The organism is Microbispora sp. NPDC088329 (assembly GCF_040685655.1).
Lineage (GTDB): Bacteria > Actinomycetota > Actinomycetes > Streptosporangiales > Streptosporangiaceae > Microbispora.
In genome coordinates this window covers 332,961-358,476 of the sequence record NZ_JBFBIP010000001.1, presented here as the reverse complement: position 1 = coordinate 358,476, position 25,516 = coordinate 332,961, and the positions used below count along the sequence as shown (strand labels likewise).

Sequence of the window (25,516 nt, the reverse complement as noted above, 5' to 3'; positions counted from 1 at the left end):
CCGTGATCATGGTAAGGCTCCCGGGCGGCCGAAAGAAGGGCGTTTGCGATAAGTGGCACGAACAGGTCGGCCAACGGGCCGCGGCCGGCTGCGACGGCGGCCCGCGAGCGCCGGATCAGACGCTGACGCCGACTCCGCCACGCGTCTGCGCTCCGTACCGCTCCAGTTCCTTCGCGAGGTCGAGCGGCCTGATCTGGGCCCGTCCCTCCAGGATCTCGTCGGTGAGCAGGTCGGCGGGCACCAGCCAGGAGACCTCGAACTCCAGCCCGTCCGGGTCCTTCGCGTAGAGGGCCTTGGTGGTGGAGTGGTCGGACGCCCCGACCAGGGCGTTCATCTCCGTCAGCGTGGTCGCGATCCGGTGCAGCTCGGCGAGCGTGTCCACCTCCCACGCGAGGTGGTAGAGGCCGACCGTCGCGCGCCCGGCGGCCGACGACCCCGCCTGCGCCCCGATCTGGAACAGCCCGAGGTCGTGGTCGTTCGAGGATCCCTCGGCCTGCAGGAACGCCGCCCCGGAGAACGCCTGCACGACGCGGAACCCGAGGGCCTCCTGGTAGAAGGCCACGCTGCGGGAGACGTCCCGCACGTACAGCACGGCGTGGTTGAGTCGCTGGACCGGCATGACGCCCTCCCCAAAACTTGAACTCTCAAGTAATTGTACCTCGCCGGGTTCCCCGCAAACTGTCGGTGGCAGGCCGTACGGTTGCCCACGGGCATAGCCGCCGGGGGGTGGCGAGCCGTCCGCCGGCGTTTCGCGCGACGCCGGACGCGGGCGGTCCGGTAGCGGGTGCCGGCGCCGAGGCCGGCGAAGGGGGCGTCATGATCGTGGACAGGGCGACGCGGGAGCACGAGGACAACCTGGTCCTGTTCCGGGCGGTGCACGAGGTCGCCGTCCGTCATGCCGGTGCGCCGTACCACCAGGTGGTCTCGGCGCTGGCCGCCGGCCTGCCCGGCACGCCCCGGCTGGCCGCCGACGAGCTGCGGCGCATCGCCGAGGAGATCAGCCTCGGCCGCGATCCCTCGGGTCTGTGAGCCGTCCGGCCGCCCCCGGGACAACGGGGTCCGCACGCTCACCCGGGACGGCCTCCGCAACGGTCATCGGGACGGCCGAGGGGATCCGAGCGCGCTCGGCGTGCAGACGTCCGCAGGCGCGGTGACGCCTGGCCCGAGCGGGGAGGTGATTGCGTGGTTCAGCACATGAAGGGTTTGAAGATGGAAGCCACCTTCATGGCGGCGCGGTCGGCGTCCCCGTCCGCGATCGCCTCGACCAGCTCGTGGTGGTGGCGGTGTGCCGCGTCCTCGTCCTCGTTCTTCTCGTCGCGCATGTGGGCGGCGAAGACGTCGAGCATGCTGGAGTACAGCTTGACGTAGAGAGGGTTGTGCGTCGCTGCCACGATCGCGCGGTGCAGGGCGAGGTCGGCGCTCGCTCGCAGGTCGAGATCATCGGTCGACCAGCTCGCTTCTCGGTGGTCGCGCAGCTCGCGGAGCAGCTCGATGTCGGCGTCCGAGCGGTTCGACGCGGCCAGTGACGCCGCGGCGCTGTCAAGGGCAAGGCGTAGTTCCAGGTAGTGGCGACGGGTGCCACCGGCGAGCTGACGTTCAAGAGTGCCTGTCAGCTCGGAGCTGGAGATGACGAAGGTGCCCCGGCCCTGCTCGCGGCGCAGCAGACCCGCGTGCACCAGCGACTGCAGCGCCTCGCGCACCGTGTTACGACCGATCCCGAACTCCGCGACCAGTGCGGCCTCGGTCGGTATCTGCTCGCCGACCGGCCAGCGTCCGGAGACCACCTCCTCGCGGAAGCGCTCGGCGGCCTGGTCGATGAGTCCCACTCGACGCATGGGCCGGCGCGTGCCAGACTCTCCGTAACTCATCCCATAACCCCATCATCTGCTAACCTTACAATGGAGTATAACGTGGCAACGCTCTCCTCGTCGCTCGTTCCGTTGCATCGTGGGCGTCTGACCTTGTGGGCCTGGATCGCCATCGCCCTGACAGCGGTCAACCTGCGCACGGCCGTGACCGGGTTCACTCCGCTTCTGGAGATCATCGGATCCGATCTCGGCTTCGGGGTGACGCTTGCCGGCCTGCTCGGCACCGTGCCGGCGGTGTCCTTCGGCGTCTTCGGGTTCCTCGCCCCGGCGGTGACGAGGAAGTTCGGACTCGAGCGCACGGCCACTGTGGCGCTGGGCCTGACGGCTCTGTCGATCCTGATGCGCGCCTTCTCTCCGACGCCCTTGTTGCTGGTGCTTTCGACCGTCCTGGCACTGGCCGGAATCGGAGCCGCGAACGTCGTGGTCGTTCCGTTGGTGAAGGCATGGTTCGCCGATCGACTGGCCCTGGGGACTTCGCTTTACCTGATCCTCATGCAGGCGGGCCAGTTCATCGCCCCGCTCCTCGCGGTCCCGGTGGCAGAAGCGACGACGTGGCGGTTCTCGGTAGGCATCTGGGCGGGACCGGCTGCTGTGGCCGGCGTGGTCTGGCTCATCCTGGCGGTCAGGCTGCCCGCCGATCACCACGCGCCCGCGGCCGTTACGGCGGCCGATGCGAGACCGAGGATCAGCCGGTCGTCGACCGTCTGGGGCCTGGTGATCCTCTTCGCGATGATCTCGCTGTCCAACTACGGGATCATCACCTGGGTCCCGGCGGTGCTCACCGACGCGGGAGGCAGCGCGGCCCTGGGCGGCTCCATGGTCGCGCTCTACTCGGCATGGGGCATGCTCGCGGCCTTGGTGGTTCCCCACCTGGCCACGCGCATGAAGAACCCGTTCATCGTGGTCGTCGGGTGTGCGATCTTCCTGGTGGCGGGATACCTGGGCATGCTCCTGTCCCCGCTCGACGGCACGCTGGTGTGGGCATGCGCACTGGGAGTCGGGGTGAGCACCTTCCCGCTCTGCATGACCCTCATCAACCGTCGGACCAAGAGCCCGCAGACGGCCTCCGCGGTGTCGGGCTTCGTTCAGGGCATCGGCTATGGGCTGGCGTGCTTCGGCCCCATCGGTTTGGGCCTGCTGCGCGAGGCGACCGGATCGTGGTCGATCCCGCTCCTGGTGCTCGCCGCGAGCGCCATTCCAGGGGTGATCGCCGGCTGGTTCGCTTGCCGTCCTCGCTTCGTGGAGGACTCCGCGCCACCGGCCGACGACGCGCGACGCTGAGCGGCAGCCGCGACGATAAGAGTCATGCGTCAGATCCGGAATTCGTGTCACCGGCCGCACGCCACCGAGTGGCGATTCGGTAGCCGACGTCCGGACACGGCCTAATGCTGGAGGAGGGCGGCGGGGTCGGCCATGACCTGCTCGATCACCTGGCCTGCCGCGCCGAGGGCGGCGGCCTCGGCGCCGAGCCGTGACACGACCACGGGTGGTACGGCGCCGCGCATCTGACCGAGGCGGGCCTTCAGCGTGTCGGCGACCATGTGGCCGATCCAGGGGAAGAGCGGCGCGTAGATCCCGCCGAGGACGATCGCGTCGGGATCCACGAGGTTGACCGCCGACGACAGGGCCACGCCGAGCGCCCAGGCCGCCCGCTCACAGGCGGCACGCGCGTCCGGGTCGCCCTCCCGCAGCCGGGAGAGCAGCCATGACACGCCCTGCTGCGCGGGAAGGAGCGTCCCTGGCGCGCCGGCGGGCGCGTCCGTGCCTTCGCGGGGGGAGACGGCGGGCGCGTCCCCGGAGGTCGTGGCGGGCCGCGTACCGGTGGCGGGGCGGACCGGGGCGGCGGCGCCGCGGGCGGCGGTCTGGAGGGCGTCCTGACCGGCGTACTGCTCGAGGCACCCCCGGCCGCCACAGCGGCACTGCGGACCGTCAGGGGAGACGACGACGTGCCCGAGCTCTCCGGCGAAGCCGTGCGCGCCCCGGAAGAGCCGGCCGCGGACCACGAGGCCCGCCCCGATGCCGATCTCTCCCGACACGTGCAGGAAATCGGGCAGCCCGGACCCGAACCACAGCTCGCCGAGCGCGGCCAGGTTGGCCTCGTTCTCCACGCCCACGGGAAAGGGGAACCGCAGGAGCGAGGCCAGCGGCACGTCGCGCCATCCCAGGTTCGGCGCGTTGTGGACGACCCCGCTGGTCATGTCCACGGGGCCCGGGACGGCGAGCACGCCGCCCACCACCCGCAGACCTTTCTCCACAGCTTCGTCCACAACCGATGCGGCCAAATCCCCAAGTCGCGCGATCACATCCACAGGGGATGCGGCCCGGTTGTCCACAGCCTGTGTACTACGACGCAGCCGTACGGTCCGGGCGAGGTCGACCACGCACGCCGCGAGATAGTCGACGTTTATCTCCAGCCCGAGGGCGGCGACGTGCTGCCCGCTGATCCGGATCTCGACCCCCGGCCTGCCGCGCTCGCCGTCGCGCACGGTCCCGGTCTCCACCACGAGCCCGCCCTCGATGAGGTCGCCGACGAGCTTGGACACGGTCGTCTTGGTCAGGCCGGTCATCTCGGCGAGCGCGGCGCGCGTCACCGAGCCCCGGGCGCCGACCGCGCCGAGGACGAGCGCCAGGTTCCGCGCGCGCATCGCGTCATGCCGCACGGCCTGCGTCATCGCACCCTTCACACACCTTCCGTCTCACGTCGTAACGCCTGCGTCATCGCGCCCCTTCGTCGTCGTCCCGCCGCCCGCCTCGCGGACGGGCATCACATCCTCCACCGGCGGACGTTGAGAATACGCACACACCCTCTTGACCCTGCGGCTCATCACGTCCGATATTTAGTCCACAACGTAGACTAATTCGGAGGCGACTTATGTACACCCCCACTCCCGAGGACCGCTTCACGTTCGGGCTGTGGACCGTCGGCTGGCAGGCGCGCGACCAGTTCGGCGACGCGTCCCGGGCTCCGCTGGACCCGGTCGAGAGCGTCCACCGCCTGGCCGAGCTCGGCGCGTACGGTGTCACCTTCCACGACGACGACCTCCTCGCGGTGGAGTCGGACCGGGCCAAGGCGATCGAGAACTTCAAGAAGGCGCTGGCCGACACCGGCATGAAGGTGCCGATGGCCACCACCAACCTGTTCACCCACCCGATCTTCAAGGACGGCGGGTTCACCAGCAACGACCGCGAGGTCCGGCGCTACGCGCTGCGCAAGGTCATGCGCAACATCGACCTCGCCGCCGAGCTGGGCGCGAAGACGTACGTGTGCTGGGGCGGCCGTGAGGGCGCCGAGTCCGAGGCCGCCAAGGACGTGCGGGTCGCGCTCGACCGCTACAAGGAGGGCTTCGACCTCCTGTGCCAGTACGTGATCGACAAGGGCTACGACATCCGCTTCGCCGTCGAGCCCAAGCCGAACGAGCCGCGCGGCGACATCCTGCTCCCGACGATCGGGCACGCCCTGGCGTTCATCAACTCGCTCGAGCACCCCGAGATGGTGGGCCTCAACCCCGAGACCGGTCACGAGCAGATGGCCGGCATGAACTTCGTGCACGGCATCGCGCAGGCGCTGTGGCACGGCAAGCTGTTCCACATCGACCTCAACGGCCAGCACGGCCCGCGGTTCGACCAGGACCTCATCTTCGGCCACGGCGACGTGAAGAACGCGTTCTTCCTCGTCGACCTGCTGGAGAACGGCGGCTACGACGGCCCGCGCCACTTCGACTACAAGCCGCTGCGCACCGAGGACAAGCAGGATGTCTGGGACTCGGCCGCGGCCAACATGCGGACCTACCTCATCCTCAAGGAGAAGTCGAAGGCCTACCGCGCCGACCCCGAGGTGCAGGAGGCGCTGGAGGCCAGCAAGTACAACGAGCTGGCGCAGCCGACCCTCGCCGCGGGCGAGACGTACGACGACGTCCTCGCCGAGTCGATCGACGTGGACGCGGTGGCGGCGCGCGGCTTCCACTTCACCCGGCTGAACCAGCTCGCGATCGAGCACCTCCTCGGCGTGCGCGGCTGAACGGTCCATTGAGAGCGGAGAGACGACTGTGACGCTCGTGGCGGGGGTCGACTCGTCGACCCAGAGCTGCAAGGTCGTGGTCCGGGACGCGGAGAGCGGGGCCCTCGTGCGCGAGGGCCGCGCCCCCCACCCGGACGGCACGGAGGTCCATCCCGAGCACTGGTGGACCGCGCTGCAGAGCGCGATCGAGCAGGCGGGAGGTCTGGCGGACGTCGCCGCCGTCAGCGTGGGCGCGCAGCAGCACGGCATGGTCTGCCTCGACGAGGACGGCGAGGTGGTCCGGCCCGCACTGCTGTGGAACGACACCCGCTCGGCCGGGGCGGCGGCCGACCTGGTCGCCGAACTCGGCGGCCCGAAGGCGTGGGCCGAGGCCGTCGGCAGCGTTCCGGTGGCCTCCTTCACGGTGACCAAGCTTCGCTGGCTCGCCCGCAATGAGCCGGACAACGCGCGCCGTACGCGATCGGTGTGCCTGCCGCACGACTGGCTCACCTGGCGGCTGGCCGGGCGGCGGGGCGCGATCACGACGGACCGGGGCGACGCCTCCGGCACCGGTTACTGGTCGCCGGCGACCGGGGAGTACCGGACGGACCTGCTCGAACTGGCCATGGGCAGGGTTCCTGACCTGCCCCGCGTGCTCGGTCCCGCGGAACAGGCGGGAACGGTCGAGCAGGGTGGCGCGCTGCTCGCGCCCGGCACGGGCGACAACATGGCGGCGGCGCTCGGCGTCGGCATGCGGCCCGGCGACGTGGTCGTGTCCATCGGCACCTCCGGGACGGCGTTCGCCGTCGCCGAGGGCCCGTCCGCCGACCCCTCCGGGGCGGTCGCCGGGTTCGCCGACGCCACCGGGCACTACCTCCCGCTGGTGTGCACGCTGAACGCGGCGCGGGTGCTGGACGCGGCGGCCCGGATGCTCCGGGTCACGCCCCAGGAGTTGAGCGACCTGGCTCTGCGGGCCCCCGCGGGCGCGGACGGGCTGGTGCTCGTGCCTTACCTGGAGGGGGAGCGCACCCCGAACCTGCCCGACGCCACCGGTTCGCTGCACGGCCTGCGGCTGGGCAACTCCACGCCGGAGCACCTGGCCAGGGCCGCGGTGGAGGGCATGCTCTGCGGGCTCGCCGACGCCCTGGACGCTCTCGGCGTCGAGCCGCAGCGCGTGCTGCTCATCGGCGGCGGCGCGCGCTCGGAGGCCGTGCGTCGCATCGCACCGACCGTCTTCGGGCGTCCGGTGCTCGTCCCCACTCCGGGGGAGTACGTCGCGGACGGCGCGGCCAAGCAGGCCGCCTGGCTGCTGTCCGGGGAGCCGGAACCGCCGGTGTGGGACACCGGCGCCACCGAGCGGTACGAGGCCGACCCCACCTCGGGCCTGCGCGAGCGCTACCACGAAGCCGCGCAGGAGTGACGTCTCCGGGTGGGGCCCCCGGGTGACCCCGGGGGCCCCACCCTGAGACGACCCTGACCCCTTCTCGGGGGGAACTACGCGTTGTCCCGGATGTTAGGAACGGGCTGTTCGCGGGATTCTCTCCTTATGGTCAAGAGGATCTATCCCCTGCTCGCCGGCGGCGGCATCCTGCTCGCGGTCGTCACCGTGGTGGCGGCGCAGGTGGGCGGGGATCCCTCCCTGGACCCCGTCTCCATGACGATCAGCGAGTACGCCGCCCGCGACGGGGGCGGCGCCATCGAGACGGCCATGGCCGTCCTCGGCCTGGCCTCGCTCGCGCTGCTGGCCGGAATGCGCGCGCTTGACGCCCCGGTGGACGGCTGGCCCGCCCGCCTGATCGGCCTGTGGAGTGTCTCGCTCATCGGCGCGGCCGTGGTCCCGTCGGGCGCGGCCTGGCAGGGGGACCTTCACGGCGTCCTGTCGGTGACGGCCTTCGTGAGCGTTCCCGCCGCCGCCATCCAGTTGGTGGGCCGCCTGGGACAGGACGAGCGATGGAAGGCCGCCGTCCGGCCGCTGGAGTGGTCGTCGCTCGCCTCCGGTCTCGGCCTGGCGGTCATCACGTACGTCGCGCTGCCCGGCCATGGCGTCATGATCGGCCTGGTGGAGCGGCTTCTCCTCACCGCCGAGGTGGCCGTCCTCGGAGTGCTCGCCGTACGGCTGACGCAGCTCACCTGGGGGCCGTGGCTGCGCGAGCGGATGAGCGGCCGGCGCGCCGGCTTCCTGGTTCACCGATGAGCAGCGTTCACCGATGAGCAGCGTTCACCGATGAGCAGCGTTCACCGCTGAGCCGTGTTCACCCCGGGACCGTGTGGGCCGCTGAGCCGTGTCCACCGGTTGCGGGGCGGAGGGGCGGCACGCCGGGTCGCGCGGGCGCGGGGGCGCCGCGTGGCCCGGCGTGCGGTGTCATCGGCCGCCGTCGTTCGCTGCCGTCATCGACCGGTGACCGGCGACCGTCCGAATGCGACGAGCATGCATACCGCGGACGGCAGGAAGAGCAACCCCACCGAGGGCAGGGTCAGGAGGCAGCATGCCCCCAGCAGGATCGCTCCGGTGAGAGCCACCGCCCTGCGCGACGTCCCGCCGATCTGGAAGGCCAGCAGCGTCAGCAGAGCGATCCCCGACGGGACGAGGACGAGGAGCGCGCGAGGGCCGATGACGTCCATCGCGTGTTCCACACTGGTCCCGCCGGGGGTTTCCGACGCGAAAACCGGCACGACAAGGAGGAGAAGGGAGGCGAGGACGCTCAGGGCCACGGACCAGAGGACCCACCGTCGCGCCGATCTCACCGGCTCGTGCTCCACCGCTCCTCCCGCACGAATCCACGTCGTGTCTGACAGGTCAAGCCCTCTTGTGCGTGTTCCCCGTGCCCTCCCGCCGATCTTCGCCCCGGGCGGGACCCCGGCAGCCGGGCACTGGTTGAGGGCTCGCCTCCCATGAGGTCCCATTGGGGAGCACGAGCGCGCCGGCACCACGAGGGATCAAACTTCGCCGAGCAGGTCGTGCAGGCGCTCGGCGTACGGCCGCCAGTCGAGGCCCCTGGCCGCCGCCCAGGCGTCGTCGTGGCAGGTCGCGAGATGGCGCTCGCCCGCGTCGCCGATCACGCTGACCACGTCGCCCCGCTCGCCCCTGTCGCGCATCCTGGTGATCAGTTCGAGGGCCGCCCACAGGTTCGTCCCCGTCGCGGGGCCGACCGCGAGGCCGGTCACCCGCCGGACGTAGCGGGCGGCGGCCACGCTCGCGGCGTCGGGCACGGGGACGACCAGGTCGACGAGCGCGGAGTCGAAGGCGGGCTCCATCCGCGGCCGGCCGACGCCTTCGATGCGGCTGGGCATGCCCGTGGCGTAGTCAGGGGCGCCGGTGGCCCAGCCGGGGAAGTAGGCGGAGTTCTCCGGATCGGCCACGGCCAGCCCTCCCGGCAGGCCGTGGGCCCGCAGGTGCCGTCCGATGGCGGCGGACGTGGCGCCGGTGCCCGCCCCGGCCACGATCCAGCGGGGGCAGCCGTCGAGCTGCCCGAACAACTCGTCGGCCAGGCTCGCGCCACGCCAGTCGACCGCGGCGGCCGAGCGGTAGTGATCGAGGTAGTGACCCCCGACTTCGTCGGACAGGCGGGCGGCCTCCTCGTACACGGCGAGCGGAGGATCGACGTGCCGGCAGGTGCCGCCCAGCCGCTCGACACCGGCACCGGACGACTTCTTCGGCATCACCGCGATGTACGGCAGCCCGAGCAGCCGGGCGAACCAGGCCTCGGCGACCGCCATGGGACCACCGGTGGCGTCGACCACGGTCGTCCCCTCGGTGATGTGCCCCGAGGTGATCGCCTGGGCGAACAGGGCGCGCGCCAGCCGGTGCTTGAGACCCCCGGTGGGCTGCGCCGACTCGTCCTTCAGCCGCAGCCGCACGCCCCACGCGCGGGGCAGCGGAAACCCGCGGAGCGGTGTCGTGCCCGCCTGGGCCCGCTCCCGGTCCAGGCGTGCGACGGCCTCGGCCGCCCACCTGCTGATCATGGTCGTACTCCAGCCGCCGGTGCGTGGCCGGTCCCCTCAGAGGTGATCGTCTCCGCCGAACGGGAGATGCCCTCCGCGCTCCTGTGCGGCACACTGTCGCACGCAACTGACCACAATTGCGACTTGGATGGACAGAACACGACATGACCGAGCCGGTGAAGGGCCCCGCCAGCTATTTCCCCTCGATCGAGGAGAAGTACGGCCGACCGATCGCCGAGTGGAAGGAGCTCATCCGCCGCTCGCCGCTGACCAAGCACATGGACCTCGTCTCCTGGCTCAAGAGCGAGCACGGACTGGGGCACGGACACGCGAACGCCCTCGTCGCGCACACCCTCGCCGAGGACAGCGCCACGTAGGGGACGGTGCTCCATAGGGACATGTCCGGCCCTGGCCGGGGCCCGGCTCGGCCCCGGCCACGCGGGCAGATCAGCGCTGGGCGGCCGTCAGCATCTTGAGCGCGTGCTCCACGAGCGTGACGAGCACGACCTTGGCCGAGGGGCGGCGTCGTACGTCGCAGAGCAGGACGGGGACCTCCGGGTCGAGGTCGAGCGCGATCCGCACGTCCTCGGCCTCGTGCCGATCGGCGCCTTCGAAGCAGTTCACGGCGACGATGAACGGCGTGCCGCGCTGCTCGAAGTAGTCGATCGAGGGGAAACAGTCCGTCAGCCTCCGGGTGTCGGCCAGCACGACCGCCCCGAGTGCTCCGTAGGACAACTCGTCCCACATGAACCAGAAGCGCTCCTGCCCGGGGGTGCCGAACAGGTAGACCACGAGCCCTTCCCTGATGGTGATGCGGCCGAAGTCCATCGCCACCGTCGTGGTCGTCTTGCCTTCCACACCGTCGGTGTCGTCGACACCGACGCCGCGGTCGGACAGCACCTCCTCCGTACGCAGGGGGCGAATCTCGCTGATCGCGCCGACCAGCGTGGTCTTGCCGACGCCGAAGCCGCCGGCCACCAATATCTTGAGGGCGACCGGCTCCTCAGAGGGCGCGAAGGCCATTGATCACTTCCTTGAGAATGCGCTCACTTGGCAGCGGCGCAACCGTGCCCGGAGCCCGTACGTCGACGAGTCCGAGGTCGTGCAGATCCCCGATCAGGACGCGGACCACGCCCAGCGGCAGGTCGATGTCGGACGCGATGTCCGCCACCGACGCGCCGTAGCGTGCGAGCTCGAGAATCCTCCGCTGCTCCGGGCCCACGGCGGGAACGTCCCGCGGTGCGCTCGTCGCGGTCACCATGGTGATCAGGTCGAGCTTGGCCCCCGAGACCCGCGCCCGGCCCCCCGTCAGCGCGTAGGGCCGGACCAACGGCCCGGCCTCTTCGTCCATCCACTGGGGTCCCGTCATGTGGCTGCCCATCTCATGGCGAGATCCGCCGGGGATTGGTGGAGATGTGCTGGCCCACGCGCTTGACCAGCATCGCCATCTCGTACGCGATGTGGCCCACGTCGGCGTCCGAGACCGCCAGGACGGCGAGGCAGGTGCCCTGGCCCGCGGCCGTGACGAACAGGTACGCGGCCTCCATCTCGACGACGGTCTGCCTGACCTCGCCACCGCCGAAGTGCCTGCCCGCGCCGCGCGCCAGGCTCTGGAACCCGGCCGCGACCGCGGACAGGTGCTCCGCGTCCTCCCGGCTCAGCCCCTGGGACGCGCCGACCACGAGGCCGTCGGTGGAGAGGATCACCGCCTGGCGGACGGCGGCGACCCTGCTGATGAGATCGTCGAGCAGCCAGTTCAGTTCGCCGGTCGACGTCGCTTTGCCGGTCATTCGTCACCCTTCTCGCCGTGCGTGTTGTGTACGTGATCGCCGGGTGCGGCCCCACCCGGCTGGTCGGAGTCCTCCCGTCCCCGCAGCGCGCCGCGCTGGAAGGCGGAGAACGTCGCCCTGGCCTCCTCCGGCGACCGCTCCTCCACGGGCGGGGCGGACAGCGGCGGCGCCTGCGGGGGCTGGGCGCGAAGTTGCGGGGCGATGTTGGCCTGGCGGACCCTGCGCGGCAGGCCGGCGTGCGTGCCGTTGGAGACGGAGCCTCCGGCCCGCTTGGTGCTCGTCCGCTGCGCCAGGCCGTTCACCGCCACCCTGGGGGACGCCGGCTCGGAGGAGGGCGAGACGGGGGCCGGACCGGAGGGAACGGCGGCCGGGCGCGGGCTCTCGAAGCCGGAGCCGAGGGGCCGCGGCGACAGGTCGTCACGCGCCGCGGAGGGCACGGACTCGATCCGCAGGGCGGCCGGCGTGAAGAACGGAGACGGCTCGGACGCGCCCGTAGGCTCCGCGCTCTCTCCGGAGAGGTCTGCCGGGATGTCGACGGAGACCTCCTCGGCGACCTCTCCGGAGACCGTGTGGATCCTCCGGGCGCCACCGGCGGGGACCGGGCCGTCCAGGCCGAGGTCGGCGTGGAGCGTTTCGCTGAGCGAGATGTCGGTGTCGTGGCCGCCGCCGGCGGTGGCGAGTGCGGGCCTGGCATGGGCGCCGCGGGCGGGCGGGTCCGCGAGCGCCGCGGGCGAGCCTTCCTCCGCCATCAGCGCCCGGGGGATGAGCACGATCGCCGTCGTCCCGCCGTACGGCGAGCCCCGCAGGACCACCTTGATCTCGTGCCGGGCGGCGAGCTGGCCGACGACGAAGAGCCCGAGCCGGTCGCTGTCGGCCAGGTCGAACTCCGGCGGGTCGGCCAGCCGCGCGTTGATCTCGGCGTACTCCTCGGGCATCAGGCCGAGACCGCGGTCCTCGATCTCCACCGCGAGTCCGTTGGCGACGACCTCCCCGCGCACCTCCACCTTCGTCTGCGGGGGCGAGAAGATCGCGGCGTTCTCCAGCAGCTCGGCGATCAGGTGCACCACGTCGGCCACGGTCGCGCCGGCGACGGCGGCGTTCGGCATCGGAGCCATGGAGATGCGGGTGTAGTCCTCGACCTCGGAGATCGCCGCGCGGACCACGTCGATGAACGGCACCGGCTTGCGCCACGACCGTCCGGGCGCGGAGCCGGACAGGATGATCAGGCTCTCGGCGTGGCGGCGCATACGGGTGGTCAGGTGGTCGAGCCGGAACAGGTCCTCCAGGCTCTCCGGGTCCTCGGCGCGGCGCTGCATCGCGTCGAGCAGCGTGAGCTGGCGGTGCAGCAGGGTCTGCTTGCGGCGGGCCAGGTTGAGGAAGACCTGGCTGACGCCGCGGCGGAGGGCGGCCTGCCCGACGGCGGCCTCCACGGCCGTGCGCTGGACGGAGCTGAACGCGTGGGCGACGTCCTCGACCTCGTTGGATCCCGTCGCTTTGATCGCAGGCGCCTCGGCCTCGACGTCCACGTCCTCGCCGCGCCGCAGCTTCTCGACGACCTGTGGCAGCCGTACGTCGGCGAGCTCGAGCGCGGCGTCGCGCAGGCCGGCGAGGTCGCGGGCGAGACGGCGGCCGAACCGGACGGAGAAGACGATCGTCGCGATGATGACCACGAGACCGAGGCCGCCGGCGATCAGGATGCGCAGCATGATCCCGGTGGCGACCGACGTGGCGGAGGCGCTGAGCGCGTCCGAGGCCTTCAACCGGGCCGAGTCGAGCCGGATGACGAGCTGGTCGACGGTCGGCGACCACCTCTCGGCCTCGGCGGGGAGCGGCCCGCCGGAGCGCACCTGGGAGACGATCTGGTTCTCCAGCGCGGTGAACCGGTCGAACAGCGGCGAGGTGAGCACCTGCTCGTACGGCGCGCGCATCTCACCGCCGAGGACCGGCCGGTTCTTGCCGTAGAGGAACCGGCGGGTCGCGACCCACTCGCTGAAGGCGTTCTGCTCCTCGGCCGTCATCACGCCGCTGGCGAGCGCGCCGCGTACGAGCGCGTCCTCACGAGTGATCATCTCGTGCGCGTTGCCCATCCCCTGCATCGCGCTGGCCTGCTGGAAGATGGTCAGGTCGGGCACCGAGACGAGCCGCTCGTACAACGCGAACAGATCGTCCATGATCGTGTTGTACGCGGAGATCGCGGTCAGCCTGTCGGCCTTGCCGAGCGCGACGGACTCGCGGATCGAGGGGAGGCGTTCGAGGGAGGCCAGCAGGGACTCCAGGGGCGCCACGAGTTCGTCGCTCATGGCGTTGCGGGTCGCCTCCTCGCCGGCGGACTTCTTGAACTTGTCCGCGGCGGCGGTGGTCTTGGCCTGCTGGGCGGTGAGCGCGGTGGAGGTGGTCTGACCACTGCTCAGCACGCCGGCGGTCAGCGCGCGCTCGGTCTGGATCGCGGTGCCGAGGTCGGTGGAGGTCGCTCCGATGGTGTCGTAGAGCGTCTTGGAGTTGAGGAGGACGAGGCCATCGCCAACCGTGAGCTTCAGGGCAAAGCCCCACATAGCGCTCAGCATGAGCAAGGGTAGGAGCAGCAACAGAAAGATCTTGAACCGAATCGACCGGTTTTTGGAACCCATGGCCACTCCTGCATTGCTGGAGGCTCGCGCTGCATTTATGGGGAAATGCACCTCCGGAAGATCGCACAGAAGGCTAGCACCGATACAGTTCTGGCGCAGTGGGAGGATTCGATGATTACCGTGATCACTGGGGCTGGTGCCGGAATCGGTGCAGCTTCTGCCCTTGATCTCGCCCGGCGAGGTCATGAAATCGTGCTCGTGGGCCGTACGCCCGAGAAGCTCCGCGCCGTCGCGGACCGCGTGGAGCAGGCGGGCGGCGACCGCCCGGACACGCTCGTCGCGGACTTCTCCTCTCTTGATCAGGTGCGCCGCCTGGCGGCCGAGCTGCTGGGGCGGTACGAGCGCATCGACGTGCTGATCAACAACGCCGGCGTCATGACGCCCGACCGCCGGACCACCGTGGACGGCAACGAGTGGATGATCCAGGTCAATCACCTGGCGCCGTTCCTGCTGACGAACCTGCTCCTCGATCGGCTGACGGCGTCGTCCGCCCGGGTCGTCACCACCTCGTCCCGGGCCGCGAAGACGGGCGGCCTCGACCCCGCGGACCTGTCCAGGGAGCGGCGGCGCTGGAACGGCTGGCTGCAGTACGGCGACTCCAAGCAGGCCAACGCGCTGTTCACCGTGTCGCTCGCCGAGCGCGGCCTGGCCGCCACGTGCCTGCACCCGGGCGTCCTCAAGACCGGCTTCGCGGAGGGCACGTTCTTCATGAAGGTGGTGTGGCATCTGCCCGGTATGGGCGAGCCGGTCGAGGCCGGGGCGGAGCGGCTCGTCCATCTCGCGACCCACCCCGACGGCGTCGCGCATCCGGGGCGGTACTTCGTCAAGAACGCTCCCGCACGAGTGCCGGGGAAGATGTCCGACCCCGCCCTCGCCGCCGCCCTGTGGGAGGCGAGCCTCGCCGCCACCGGCCTGTCCGCCTGAGCCTGTCCGCCTGAGCCTGTCCGCCCGAAGGAGCGGCACGTTGCGACGCTCCGGGAAGACCGGGCGCCGGGTCACACGGTCGTCCGGATTCTCGGGCGCCGGACGGATCCACGACGGCGGAAGCGGGGCCGGGGGCGGCCGTACGAGAAGTTCGGGCAGTGTTCGCCCGCGGTTGCGCCGGTGCTCACGGACGGGTGACTAGGGTCCGGCCGCATGACCGTGACCGCTCCCGCCCGCCCGTCCGGTGTGGCCGTCGCCCGTGACCCGTTGCTGGACAACGCCAAGTTCCTGGCCATCGTGCTCGTCGTCTCCGGGCACCTCGTCGAGGATCTGCGGGACGTCCCCGCGGCGCACGCGCTCTACTTCTTCGTCTACCTGTTCCATATGCCACTCTTCATCGTCGTTAGTGGCTATTTGTCCCGAAATTTCACGTTTTCCCCGGGTAGGGCGCGCAAGCTCATCAGCGGTCTCGCGGTGCCGTACGTCATCTTCGAGACGGCCTATTCGCTGCCCCGCTTCTTCCTGTACGGCAAGCTCGAGATCAGCCTGCTCGACCCGTACTATCTGACCTGGTTCCTGATGTCGCTGTTCCTGTGGCGGCTGTCCACGCCCGTATGGCACCAGTTGCGCCGGCCCCTGGTGATCGCGGTCGGGCTGTGCCTGCTGTCGGGCACCAGCGCTCTGCCCGACGAGTTGTCGATGAACCGGACGTTCGGCCTGCTGCCGTTCTACGTGCTCGGCCTCATGCTCACACCGGAGCACTTCGACCTGCTGCGCGGGCGCCGGGTGAGGATCGCGGGCGGGGCCGTCCTGGCGGCGGCGCTCGCCGCGGCGTTCGCCGTGCACACGCTCGTGCCGACGGAGTGGATCCGCTGGCGTCACTCCAACCACCAGATCGGCGTGGACGACCTGACCGGCTCGCTCATCCGGCTCGCCATGCTGGCGGTGGGCGCCCTGCTGGTCGCGGCGTTCCTCGCGGTCACCCCGAGCCGCCGCACCTGGTTCACCGGCCTGGGCGCCGCCACGATGTACGCCTACCTGCTGCACGGATTCGTCGTGAAGGTGGCAGAGCGCTTCCACGACGCTCTCGTCAGCCCGCTCGGCGTGGCCGCCATGGCGGTCTTCGGGGCCGTCCTCGCGGCCCTGCTCTGCACGTCCCCGGTACGCGGGGCGTTCCGATGGGCGGTCGAGCCCGACGTCTCCTGGGTGTTCACCAGACGGCGCCATGACCGGAACTTCGTGCGTAAAGCCTCCGTTCTCCTGAGTGATGGTGCAGAGTAGGGCGAATCGCGCGGCCGGCCGGGCAGGGCACGGAAGACGGCTCTGTCACGGCACGGTGATACGGGGTAACGTGCGCGTTCGCGGTGCAGCCAGGAGCGGTGGAAACGACGGGGTGACGCGGGTGGTCGGCAGACAGGGCAGGGTCACGGGCAGGATCGGCCCCGGCCTCGTCGGCGAGGTGATGGTGCCCATCCGCGGGGGTGTTGAGGCGTTCTACGCCTATCCGAGCATTCCGGACGAGGAGATCCTGGTGGGGTCCATCGTCGTCGTCGTGGAGTACTCGCCCCCGCGCACCGTCTACGTCGCTCGCGCGGTCGTCTGACTCGCTCCCTCCTCCCTTCCCCCCATTACACGGAGGCTCCCATGCCAACGGAGATCGTGGTCGTGGGCGGTGTGGCCATCGTCGCCGTCATCGTCCTCATCCTCCTGTTCAAGGCCATCTGGCGCGTGGCCGAGCCCAACGAGGCGCTCATCATCTCGGGCCTTGGCGCGCACACCAAGAACGAGCTGGCCGACAGCCTCGGCTTCAAGATCGTGACCGGCAAGGGCACGGCGGTGCTGCCCGGTTTCCAGACCGCCCGGCGGCTGCGCCTCGACAGCCGGGCCACCAACCTGCAGGTCAACTGCGTGACCCAGCAGGGCATCCCGGTCCAGGTGCGCGGCGTGATCATCTACAAGGTGGGCGACGACTTCACCAGCATCGCGAACGCCGCGCGGCGATTCCTCGACCAGCAGGACTCGATGAACGGCGCCATCCACGAGCTGTTCACCGGTCACCTGCGCTCGATCATCGGCAACCTGACCGTCGAGGACCTCATCCTCAACCGTGAGCGGCTCACCAGCGAGACCCGCAGCTCCGCGGCCGACGAGATGAGCAAGCTCGGACTGGTGGTCGACTCGCTGCAGATCCAGGAGATCGAGGACGAGACCGGCTACATCACGAACCTCGGCAAGCCGCACGCCGCGAAGATCGCCGCCGCCGCGCGCATCGCCGAGGCGCAGCGCGACCAGGAGGCCACCGAGGCCGAGCAGGTCGCGGCCGCCAAGAAGGCCTCCGCCATCCGCGAGTCGCAGATCCAGCAGGCCGGCTACCAGGCGGAGGTGGACCAGGCGGCGGCCAAGGCGCGCCAGGCCGGCCCGCTGTCGGAGGCCACCGCGCGTCAGGAGGTCGTCGTCCAGGAGACGAGGGCCGCGGAGCTGGAGGCCCAGCTCGCCGAGCAGCGGCTCCAGTCGCAGGTGCGCAAGCCCGCCGACGCCAAGGCGTACGAGACCGTCACGCTGTCCCAGGCCGAGCGCGACGCGCGCATCGCCCAGGCCGAGGCGGAGGCCAGGGAGACCGAGCTGCGCGCCGCCGCCCAGGCGTCCCAGGTGAAGCAGGCGGCGGCGGCCGACGCCGAGTCGGTGCGGGTGCGCGGTGAGGCCGCCGCGGCGGCGACCAAGGCGACCGGTTTGGGCGAGGCCGAGGCGGCCAAGGCGCGGGGTCTCGCGGAGGCCGAGGCGGCCAAGGCCAAGGGTCTCGCGGAGGCGGAGGCGGCCAAGGCCAAGGGTCTGGCCGAGGCCGAGGCGATCAGGGCCCGTTCCGAGGCGCTGCGCGAGAACCAGGAAGCCGTCATCGCCCAGCAGCTCGCCGAGAACTGGCCGCAGATCGTCGAGGCCGGCTCGAAGGCATTCGGCAACGTCGACCACATGGTCGTGCTCAACGGCGCCCAGGGCATCGAGGAGATGCTGGCCAAGGCGCTGACGCTGGGCGGCACCGGGCTGGGCCTGGCGCGCTCCCTGCTCGCCGGGGGCACCCCGGCCGCGCCGAGTGTCAACGGTGCGGTTCCGCCGGCCGAGCCCGTCGCGAAGAACGCCGTCGACGGCGCCTCCTGACGGTGCGTGCGTTCGTCCCCGTCTCTCCGGACGGGGACGAACGTATCGGGTGTCACGACTCCACGGGGGTGAGGTCGAGCCGGGCCAGCCGGTCGGGGTCGGACAGGATGTCGATCGCGGCGATCCTGCCCTCGGAGACGGTGAAGCTCATGATGGAGATCGGCCGGTCGCCGATGGTGTTGACCAGGCCCGCGGCTCCGTTGACCAAGGCAGGGTGCGTGACGGCGGCGGTGGCCATGCGCTGGAAGGTGGCGAGCCGATCGGCCACCGCCCCGGCACCACGGATGATCTGCATGCCGCCGGTGAGCACGCCGCCGTCGGCTCGCAGCACCACGTCGGGGTCGAGGACGGTCAGCAGCGCGTCGAAGTCACCGCCGCGCGCGGCGGTCAGGAAGGCGTCCACCATCCGACGCTGACCGGCCGGATCCGGGTCGGGGCTCGGGGCGGCGCCGCGGACCCGCTGACGCGCCCGGCTGGCCAGCTTCTTGGCCGCCGCCGGTGTGCGGTCCACGATGGGCGCGATCTGGTCGAACGGCAGGCCGAACATGTCGTGCAGCACGAAGGCCAGCCGTTCCGCGGGGGTGAGGGACTCCAGCACCACCAGTAGTGCGAGCCCCACGGAATCGGCCAGCAGCGCGTGCTGCTCCGGATCGGCGGCGTTCCCGCGGCTGATCATCGGATCCGGGAGACGGGCTTGCAACGGCTCCTCACGCCGCGTCTTTCTGGCCCGGAGCATGTCCAGGCACACGCGGCCGACCACCGTGGTCAGCCAGCCGGCGAGGTTGTCGATGTCGTCGGCGTCCGAGCGGGCCAGCCGTAGCCATGCCTCCTGGACGGCGTCCTCTGCCTCCGTCAGTGAGCCGAGCATGCGGTAGGCGACGGCCCTCAGATGGGGGCGATGGCCCTCGAACTCGACGGCCAGAAGGTCATGGGGCTTCACGGGCGTTCCTCTCCTCGCGTATTTCGTACCGCTGACGGAACACGCCCGACGAAGGTGACCCACCTCCGCCGGTCACCTTCGTCACACGATCAACCGCGCCGGATCCCACGGCGTCGGCGACGGGATCACCCTGACCTTCGGCGCGGTCGCCGTCGCGCTGCTCATCGCCTTCCTGCTCATCCAGCGCGGCGCCCGCGCCCCGATGCTGCCGGCCAGGGTTCTGGCCGACCGCGGCAGGTCCGGCGCCATCCTGGTCATGCTGCTCATGGGCGCGGGGCAGCTGGCCACCTTCTATTTCCTCACCCTCTACATGCAAGCGATCGAGCACTACTCGCCCATGATCACCGGGCTGGCCTACCTGCCGTTCGCGATCGGGATCGGCCTGGGCTCCGGTGCCATCGGCCCAACGCTGCAGGCGCGCACCTCGACCCGGAACGTCCTGACGATCGGCATGGTGGTGGCCGCCGCGGCGATGGGCTGGTTCAGCCTGCTCGTCCCGGACCAGAACGCGTTTCTCGTGCTGCTGCCCGCCCAGCTCGTCGGCGGCGTCGGCCTGGGCATCGGCTTCGTCGCCGCCACCATCGGAGGCGTACGGGGGATCGCGCCGCAGGACTCGGGCATCGCCTCCGGGCTCGTCAACACAAGCCAGCAGATCGGCGGCGCCCTGGGACTGGCCGTCCTGGCCGGCGTCGCCGTGACCGCGACCGCGGACGCGCCGCGGGGCATGGCCGTGCGCGAGGCGCTCACCAGCGGCTACACCACCGGAATGCTCGGCGCGGGGGTGTTCTACCTGGCCGCCGTCGTCGCCGCCGCCCTCCTCCTGCGCGATTCGCCGAGACGGCGTCGCCGCGCACTCTGAGGCGTCCTGAAACCGATCACCATCGCCGGTCACCTTCACCGCCTGCGACCCGTCAGAGCGGTGACCACGACGAAAACCAGAAGGGAAGACCCCACGATGTCGACCACACCCGCGACCGCCCAGCAGGATGCCTCCCAGTCGCGTCTGCCCAACCCCGCCGAGCTCATCCCGGAGCTGAAGGACATCGGAGGAATCCTGTTCAAGGCCACGGGGAACGGTTCGGTCCCGGCGGCCACCATCAGCCTGCTGCACCTGCGCGCCGGGCAGATCGTCGGCAACACCTACCTGACCGTCCTGCACACAGGGAACCTCCGCAAGGCCGGGGAGACGGAGGAGCGCATCACCGCAGTGGCGTCATGGAGGGACGCCCCCTACTTCACCGGAGCCGAACGTGCCGCGCTGGCACTGGTGGAGGCCGTCCTCACCGCGAACCCGGCCGGGGAGCGCGTCTCCGACGAGCTGTACGCCCAGGCGCGTGAGCACTACGACGACAGGGCGCTGGCCACGCTCATCATGGCGATCGGCCAGGTCTGCTTCTTCATCCCCCTGGCCCTCATCGGCAAGCCGCTCCCCGGACTGTCACCGGCGGAGCAGTGGAGGCGCTAGCGCCAAGGCGCTCGGGGTGGGGGCACGGCGACCGTGCCTCCGCCCCGAGCGGGCAGGGAACCCCGGTCAGTCGAACGTCAGCTCGGTCGTACGGCGGGGCATGAGCAGCAGCGCGGCGACGCTGAGCACGGCCACCACGACGAGCGCGATGAAGATGTGGTGGACGGCGTCGTACAACGCGCCCCGGACGAAGGACGCGGTGGCCGTATGGGCCTGCGCGCCCTGGGCCTTCAACACCAGGCTCGTGGCGTCGAGGCTGCCCGGCAGGCGTCCCGCGACGTCGGCGGGCGGGTGGGCGAAGCGGTCCGACAGCGTCGCGTTGGAGATGGCGCCGAGCACGGCGGCGCCGACCGTGCTGCCGATCGAACGGCAGAACATGTTCGTCGCGGTGACCACGCCGCGGCGTTCCCAGCCGACGACCGACTGCACGGCGACCATCGTGGGGCTGGCCGACAGCCCGAGGCCGACGCCGACGACGAAACAGGCGACGGCGACCTGCCAGATCATCGCGTTCTGCCCGAGCAGCGCGCACAGCACGGTGCCGGCCACCACCACGACGACGCCGATCAGCGCGGTGTCGCGGAATCCGATGCGCATGTAGAAACGGCCGGAGAACGTCGCCGCGAGAGGCCAGCCGACGGTGAGCGCGGCCAGGGCGAAGCCCGCCACCAGCGCGCCGGTGCCCAGCACCCCCTGCGCGTACGTCGGGACGTACGAGGTGAGCCCGATGGTGAGGGCGCCGATGCCGAGCGAGGTCAGGTTGCCGCCGGTCAGCGTGCGGCGGCGGAACACCCACAGCGGCAGCACCGGCTCGGCCGCGCGGCGCTCCACGAGCACGAAGGCGACGATCAGGAGCAGCCCCGCCGCGAAGATCAGCAGGCTGGGCGCCGAGTTCCAGTCCCAGGCGACGCCGCCCTCCAGCAGGCCGAGGATGAGCAGCGAGGATCCGCCGGTGAGCAGCACGGCGCCGGTGTAGTCGATCCGGTGCGAGCCCCGCTTCACCTGCTCCTTGAAGCGCCGGGCGAGCATCCAGGCGGCCACCGCGCCGAGCGGCAGGTTGATGAAGAAGATCCAGCGCCAGGAGACGTATTCGGAGAACACACCGCCGAGCGTCGGGCCGACGACGGCCGACATGCCCCACACACTGGCGAGGTAGCCCTGGACGCGGGCCCGCTCCTCGACGGTGTAGAGGTCGCCGGCCATCGTCATGCTGATCGGCTGCACCGCCCCGGCCCCGATGCCCTGGATCGCGCGGAAGGCGATCAGCGCCGGCATGCTCCAGGCCACTCCGCACAGCACCGACCCGAGCAGGAACGCCGCGATGCCGAAGAACATCACCGGCTTGCGCCCGAAGACGTCGGCGAGCTTGCCGTAGATGGGGACGGTCACGGCCTGCGTGAGCAGGTAGATCGAAAACAGCCAGGGGAACTGGGAGAACCCGCCGAGGTCGGTGACGACGGACGGCACCGCGGTGGCGATGATCGTGCTGTCCAGCGCCACCAGAGCGGTGCAGAGCATGATGGCGGCGAGCACGGGACCGCGCTCCGACCGTAGGCCGATGCCCTTCGATGTCGTCGTCGTGGTCACGTGGAAGGCTCCCCTGAACGCGTTCGTGCACGTACGCGGGACCCGCCCGCCTGAAGCGGGAAGGCCCCGGAACAGGCCAACTATCGCAAACCGCCCAGCATTCCTCGTCGCCGATACGACGTCAGCCGCGGCGCTGGGTCTCCTCCAGGTAGCGCAGGACGGCCGTGACCCTCCGGTCCGCCCGGTCGGTGGGCGCCAGGTCGAGTTTGGCGAAGATGCTGCGGATGTGCTTGTGGACCGCGCCTTCGCTGACGAAGAGCCGTTCGGAGATGGCGGTGTTGCCCAGCCCCTCGGCCATCAGGGCGAGCACGTCGCGTTCCCGGGCGGTCAGCCGTTCCAGCCCGCTGTCGGAGCGGGTGCGCGTCAGCAGTTGGGCGACGACCTCGGGGTCGATGGCCGTGCCTCCGGCGGCCACCCGGTGCAGGGCGTCGAGGAACTCGCCGACGCGGCCGACTCTCTCCTTGAGCAGATATCCGAGCCGGTCGGTTCCGGCGGCGAGCAGTTCGGTGGCGAACGCCTGCTCGACATAGGCGGACAGCACGAGCACCGCCAGGCCGGGCCGACGGCGCCTGGCCTCCACGGCCGCTTCGATGCCCTCGGTGGTGTGGGTCGGCGGCATCCGGACGTCGACGATGGCCACGTCGGGCCGGTGGGCGTCGACGGCCGCCAGGAAGGTGTCCGGCGAGTCGGTCGTGGCCACCACGTCCAGCGACTCCGCGCGCAGCAGCAGCGCGACCCCTTCACGCAGCAACGGGTCGTCCTCGGCTATCACGATCCGCACGGCAACTCCACGTCGAGGGTGGTCGGCCCACCAGGTGGGCTGGTCAGGGTGAGACGCCCGTCGTGCGCCTCGATCCGGCTGCGCATGCCGGTGAGCCCGGAGCCGTGCCGTTCGTCCGCGCCGCCGACGCCGTCGTCCTCGATCCGCAGGGACAACCGGCCGCTTTCCCGCCGTACGGTCACCGTGGCGTGCCGGGCCCGGCTGTGCCTGGAGATGTTCGTGAGCGCCTCGGCGCTCACGAAGTAGGCGGTGGCCTCGATGGAGGCGGCGCATCTGCCGGGCGCGTCGACGTCGACCCGGCAGGGCACCCCGCAGTTCGCCGCGAGCCCGGCGAGCGCGTCGGCGAGCCCCCGGTCGGCCAGCACGGGCGGCAGGATGCTGCGGACGACCGTACGAAGCTCGGCCAGCGCCTGCTCGGCGGTCTCCTGGGCGCGTTCGAGCATGTCGTCGGCGCCCGGCCGGTTCTGCGCCAGCGCGCGGCGGGCCGCCCCGAGCAGCACGGTGACGGCGACCAGCCGGTTCTGCGCCCCGTCGTGCAGGGAGCGTTCGATCCGCCGCAACTCGACGGCGTGGGCGTCCAGCGCCGCCGCACGGGTGGCCGACAGCTGCGCGATGCGCAGGGACAGGTCCATGTCGGCGGTGGGCGCCAGGAGCCGGCGTCCCGGCCACGCCTGCAACCGGGCCATCCCGCTTCCGAGGACCAGGAAGCAGACGGCCAGCCCCACGCCGAGGAGCGCGACCGCCCAGGCGTCGGCGTCGTCGCGCACGTCCCAGAACACCAGGGTCGGGGCGGGATCCTCCACGGGCAGCGCCCGCCACCACAGCGGGTACGTGATGTCCTGCACGGCGTCCATCACCAGGGTCAACGCCGCCAGGCCGAGGAACAGGCCGAGCGTGGCGTGCACGAGGAGCCAGCACAGCTCCCGCCGTACGGCCGGATCGGCGAGGGCGGCGCGTACGCCGGCCGGCGCGGGTCCCAGATCGGGGATCTCCGGCCCCCAGCGGGACAACCGGCCGCGCTCCCGCTCGGCGACGGACCGCACGACACGCGGCACGGTGGGCGCCAGGAGCAGGCCCAGACCGATCACGCAGGTGAGCGCGACCAGGACGAGCCACAGCAGACCGGCGAGCGCCAGCAGCGCGGTGCCGAGACCGCCGACGAGGTGTTCGAAGGCGTCGAAGAGGCCACGGGCGCGTGCGGCGACGCCCCTCCGGCCGTCTCGCGGGCCGTCGTGCCGGTCGTCTTGCCCGCCGTCCTGCCGGTCGTCTCGCCGGGTGTCGGCCGGCTTCCGCTGGCGCGCCGCCATCGTGCACCCCCTCGGGCCAAGGAGCTTAGGGTCTTTTCGCGGCCTATGTGCCTGGGTCCGGGCTTCCGGCGCGATGGTTCGGCGCGACGGTTCAGCGCTGCGGAGTGAGTTCAGGCGCGGGTTCCCCGGCCGGACGGTATCCGAGGCGGCCGCGGGTCGCGAGGAGCACCAGGACCGCCGCCGTGGTGGCCGCGAGCAGGGTGACATGACTCGCGGCCTCGGGGGTGTCGATCGACGGGAACATGCCCGAGTAGACGATCGACATGAAGTTGTTGACGCTGACGTGCAGCAGCATGACCAGCGGCAGGCTCTGGCCGGTCCGGTTGAACACCCAGGTGACGACCACGCTGAAGACGGAGGCGAAGGCGATGAACTCGCCGACCCTCATCCAGGTGACGTCCGGCCACCCGCCCCACTGGCTCAGGAACAGCGGCAGATGCCAGACGCCCCACAGCGGACCGAGGATGACGGTGGCGCCCAGCGGGCCGAACCTGCGCTGCATACGGGGCAGGGCGAAGTCACGCCAGCCGGGCTCCTCGGCCAGCCCGGTGGTGACCATCTGGAGCAGCAGGCTGGGCACGTAGGCGACCAGCGCGGCGACGGGCGGCATGCGGAGGTCGTCGCCGGAGAGCGCGAGACCGGTGACCATGATGGCGGCGGGGACGCCCAGGGCGGCCACGAGATACCAGACCCAGCCGACCCGCCACTTGGTCATCCGCCCGACCCACCGGCGGACGCCTTCCCTGCCGTCGGCGACCCTGGTCACGATGTACGCGGCGAAGATGGGGCCGAGGTAGGCGCCGGGGAGGACGCCGGCGAACTGGGTCGTACCGAGCAGCGAGGGGAAGTCGAAGTCCCAGACCCCCAGGCCGTTGTTCGACAGGACGTAGGGTAACCAGGCCGCCCAGCTCATGAGGTTGGCCAGGGCGAAGAAGCCGACCAGCGGGCGGCGGCGGATGAAGCCCCGGATCCCGGTCTCGCTCGTGTGGTTTCCGGCCTCCGGCCGGCTGTCGACTGCCATTTCACTGTCTCCCGTGGAGTGCTCGACTGACAGTGATCAGCACACCAGCCGCGGGCCCTCCCGGTCGCTCCCGCGTGCTGCCCAATGGAGGTATAGCCAGGGGTACCACGGAGG

General features: G+C 71.1%; 27 protein-coding genes. 12 read left to right on the top strand and 15 right to left on the bottom strand.

Features of this window, described 5'->3' with window-relative positions; translation table 11 throughout:
* Positions 1-115: 115 nt before the first annotated feature.
* On the bottom strand, positions 116-619 hold the full coding sequence (locus AB0O28_RS01730; RefSeq protein ID WP_363635164.1) for a VOC family protein: 504 nt from the start codon (positions 617-619) through the stop codon (positions 116-118).
* A 197-nt stretch (positions 620-816) separates the two neighbouring features.
* Here AB0O28_RS01730 and AB0O28_RS01725 point away from each other — a divergent pair, with 197 nt between their 5' ends.
* Positions 817-1,029, top strand: coding sequence for a hypothetical protein (locus AB0O28_RS01725; RefSeq protein WP_204048993.1), 213 nt, complete (start codon positions 817-819; stop codon positions 1,027-1,029).
* Between the two features lie 158 nt (positions 1,030-1,187).
* Here AB0O28_RS01725 and AB0O28_RS01720 read toward each other — a convergent pair whose 3' ends face one another.
* Positions 1,188-1,835 carry an FCD domain-containing protein gene (locus AB0O28_RS01720; protein ID WP_363635161.1) on the bottom strand — a complete coding sequence of 216 codons (648 nt, stop codon included), beginning with the start codon at positions 1,833-1,835 and terminating at the stop codon, positions 1,188-1,190.
* 75 nt (positions 1,836-1,910) lie between these two features.
* On the opposite strand from AB0O28_RS01720, the gene AB0O28_RS01715 reads away from it, so the two are divergent.
* Positions 1,911-3,149 carry an MFS transporter gene (locus AB0O28_RS01715; protein ID WP_363635159.1) on the top strand — a complete coding sequence of 413 codons (1,239 nt, stop codon included), beginning with the start codon at positions 1,911-1,913 and terminating at the stop codon, positions 3,147-3,149.
* Positions 3,150-3,250: 101 nt separating this feature from the next.
* Here AB0O28_RS01715 and AB0O28_RS01710 read toward each other — a convergent pair whose 3' ends face one another.
* Positions 3,251-4,540: an ROK family transcriptional regulator gene (locus tag AB0O28_RS01710; protein ID WP_363635157.1), complete on the bottom strand. Its 1,290-nt coding sequence runs from the start codon at positions 4,538-4,540 to the stop codon at positions 3,251-3,253.
* Between the two features lie 200 nt (positions 4,541-4,740).
* Here AB0O28_RS01710 and xylA point away from each other — a divergent pair, with 200 nt between their 5' ends.
* The 3 genes from xylA to AB0O28_RS01695 all read left to right on the top strand — a co-directional run bounded on the left by xylA (position 4,741) and on the right by AB0O28_RS01695 (position 8,059).
* Positions 4,741-5,886, top strand: coding sequence for a xylose isomerase (gene xylA, locus AB0O28_RS01705; RefSeq protein WP_363635155.1), 1,146 nt, complete (start codon positions 4,741-4,743; stop codon positions 5,884-5,886).
* Positions 5,887-5,914: 28 nt separating this feature from the next.
* Complete coding sequence (gene xylB / locus AB0O28_RS01700) at positions 5,915-7,285, top strand: xylulokinase (RefSeq protein ID WP_363635153.1); 1,371 nt, start codon at positions 5,915-5,917, stop codon at positions 7,283-7,285.
* Between the two features lie 126 nt (positions 7,286-7,411).
* Positions 7,412-8,059, top strand: coding sequence for a DUF998 domain-containing protein (locus AB0O28_RS01695; protein WP_363635151.1), 648 nt, complete (start codon positions 7,412-7,414; stop codon positions 8,057-8,059).
* Between the two features lie 194 nt (positions 8,060-8,253).
* Here the strand turns inward: AB0O28_RS01695 and AB0O28_RS01690 are convergent, their stop codons facing one another.
* Together AB0O28_RS01690 and AB0O28_RS01685 are read right to left on the bottom strand one after the other, a co-directional pair.
* On the bottom strand, positions 8,254-8,538 hold the full coding sequence (locus tag AB0O28_RS01690; RefSeq protein WP_363635149.1) for a hypothetical protein: 285 nt from the start codon (positions 8,536-8,538) through the stop codon (positions 8,254-8,256).
* 264 nt (positions 8,539-8,802) lie between these two features.
* Positions 8,803-9,828 (bottom strand): pyridoxal-phosphate dependent enzyme, encoded by a 1,026-nt coding sequence (locus AB0O28_RS01685; RefSeq protein WP_363635147.1) that lies wholly within the window; start codon positions 9,826-9,828, stop codon positions 8,803-8,805.
* 143 nt (positions 9,829-9,971) lie between these two features.
* Between AB0O28_RS01685 and AB0O28_RS01680 the strand changes: the two genes are divergently transcribed.
* Positions 9,972-10,184: a DUF4287 domain-containing protein gene (locus AB0O28_RS01680; RefSeq protein ID WP_363635145.1), complete on the top strand. Its 213-nt coding sequence runs from the start codon at positions 9,972-9,974 to the stop codon at positions 10,182-10,184.
* Positions 10,185-10,254: 70 nt separating this feature from the next.
* On the opposite strand, the gene AB0O28_RS01675 is transcribed toward AB0O28_RS01680, so the two are convergent.
* The 4 genes from AB0O28_RS01675 to AB0O28_RS01660 are packed head-to-tail and all read right to left on the bottom strand — an operon-like array spanning position 10,255 to position 14,149.
* The gene (locus tag AB0O28_RS01675; protein ID WP_363635143.1) at positions 10,255-10,830 is read right to left on the bottom strand and encodes an ATP/GTP-binding protein; all 576 of its coding nucleotides are present in this window, start codon (positions 10,828-10,830) and stop codon (positions 10,255-10,257) included.
* Positions 10,811-11,176 carry a DUF742 domain-containing protein gene (locus AB0O28_RS01670; protein ID WP_363635141.1) on the bottom strand — a complete coding sequence of 122 codons (366 nt, stop codon included), beginning with the start codon at positions 11,174-11,176 and terminating at the stop codon, positions 10,811-10,813. Before AB0O28_RS01670 ends, AB0O28_RS01675 begins: the two co-directional genes overlap by 20 nt.
* A 13-nt stretch (positions 11,177-11,189) precedes the next feature.
* Positions 11,190-11,597 carry a roadblock/LC7 domain-containing protein gene (locus tag AB0O28_RS01665; protein WP_363635139.1) on the bottom strand — a complete coding sequence of 136 codons (408 nt, stop codon included), beginning with the start codon at positions 11,595-11,597 and terminating at the stop codon, positions 11,190-11,192.
* A complete protein-coding gene (locus AB0O28_RS01660; RefSeq protein WP_363635137.1) occupies positions 11,594-14,149 on the bottom strand; it encodes a nitrate- and nitrite sensing domain-containing protein in 2,556 nt (851 codons plus the stop codon). Before AB0O28_RS01660 ends, AB0O28_RS01665 begins: the two co-directional genes overlap by 4 nt.
* A 186-nt stretch (positions 14,150-14,335) precedes the next feature.
* On the opposite strand from AB0O28_RS01660, the gene AB0O28_RS01655 reads away from it, so the two are divergent.
* From AB0O28_RS01655 to AB0O28_RS01640, 4 genes are all read left to right on the top strand, one after another.
* Complete coding sequence (locus AB0O28_RS01655) at positions 14,336-15,148, top strand: SDR family NAD(P)-dependent oxidoreductase (protein WP_363635135.1); 813 nt, start codon at positions 14,336-14,338, stop codon at positions 15,146-15,148.
* Between the two features lie 213 nt (positions 15,149-15,361).
* Complete coding sequence (locus tag AB0O28_RS01650) at positions 15,362-16,429, top strand: acyltransferase family protein (protein ID WP_363635133.1); 1,068 nt, start codon at positions 15,362-15,364, stop codon at positions 16,427-16,429.
* A 121-nt stretch (positions 16,430-16,550) separates the two neighbouring features.
* Positions 16,551-16,751: a hypothetical protein gene (locus AB0O28_RS01645; RefSeq protein WP_285782462.1), complete on the top strand. Its 201-nt coding sequence runs from the start codon at positions 16,551-16,553 to the stop codon at positions 16,749-16,751.
* A 41-nt stretch (positions 16,752-16,792) separates the two neighbouring features.
* Positions 16,793-18,301, top strand: coding sequence for an SPFH domain-containing protein (locus tag AB0O28_RS01640; protein ID WP_363635130.1), 1,509 nt, complete (start codon positions 16,793-16,795; stop codon positions 18,299-18,301).
* A gap of 52 nt (positions 18,302-18,353) precedes the next feature.
* Here AB0O28_RS01640 and sigJ read toward each other — a convergent pair whose 3' ends face one another.
* On the bottom strand, positions 18,354-19,241 hold the full coding sequence (sigJ, locus tag AB0O28_RS01635; protein ID WP_363635128.1) for an RNA polymerase sigma factor SigJ: 888 nt from the start codon (positions 19,239-19,241) through the stop codon (positions 18,354-18,356).
* A gap of 81 nt (positions 19,242-19,322) precedes the next feature.
* Positions 19,323-19,499 (bottom strand): hypothetical protein, encoded by a 177-nt coding sequence (locus AB0O28_RS01630; RefSeq protein ID WP_363635126.1) that lies wholly within the window; start codon positions 19,497-19,499, stop codon positions 19,323-19,325.
* On the opposite strand from AB0O28_RS01630, the gene AB0O28_RS01625 reads away from it, so the two are divergent.
* Together AB0O28_RS01625 and AB0O28_RS01620 are read left to right on the top strand one after the other, a co-directional pair.
* Positions 19,414-20,100 (top strand): MFS transporter, encoded by a 687-nt coding sequence (locus tag AB0O28_RS01625; RefSeq protein WP_363636137.1) that lies wholly within the window; start codon positions 19,414-19,416, stop codon positions 20,098-20,100. The two genes, AB0O28_RS01630 and AB0O28_RS01625, sit on opposite strands and share 86 nt — an antisense overlap.
* 96 nt (positions 20,101-20,196) lie before the next feature.
* Positions 20,197-20,706, top strand: coding sequence for a carboxymuconolactone decarboxylase family protein (locus AB0O28_RS01620; protein WP_363635124.1), 510 nt, complete (start codon positions 20,197-20,199; stop codon positions 20,704-20,706).
* Between the two features lie 66 nt (positions 20,707-20,772).
* Here the strand turns inward: AB0O28_RS01620 and AB0O28_RS01615 are convergent, their stop codons facing one another.
* The 4 genes from AB0O28_RS01615 to AB0O28_RS01600 all read right to left on the bottom strand — a co-directional run bounded on the left by AB0O28_RS01615 (position 20,773) and on the right by AB0O28_RS01600 (position 25,402).
* On the bottom strand, positions 20,773-22,293 hold the full coding sequence (locus tag AB0O28_RS01615) for an MDR family MFS transporter (RefSeq protein WP_363635122.1): 1,521 nt from the start codon (positions 22,291-22,293) through the stop codon (positions 20,773-20,775).
* Positions 22,294-22,414: 121 nt separating this feature from the next.
* Complete coding sequence (locus AB0O28_RS01610; protein WP_363635120.1) at positions 22,415-23,074, bottom strand: response regulator transcription factor; 660 nt, start codon at positions 23,072-23,074, stop codon at positions 22,415-22,417.
* Complete coding sequence (locus AB0O28_RS01605) at positions 23,062-24,381, bottom strand: sensor domain-containing protein (RefSeq protein ID WP_363635118.1); 1,320 nt, start codon at positions 24,379-24,381, stop codon at positions 23,062-23,064. The genes AB0O28_RS01610 and AB0O28_RS01605 overlap by 13 nt, the downstream gene beginning before the upstream one ends.
* Positions 24,382-24,472: 91 nt before the next feature.
* Complete coding sequence (locus AB0O28_RS01600) at positions 24,473-25,402, bottom strand: type II CAAX endopeptidase family protein (protein WP_363635116.1); 930 nt, start codon at positions 25,400-25,402, stop codon at positions 24,473-24,475.
* Positions 25,403-25,516 lie beyond the last annotated feature (114 nt).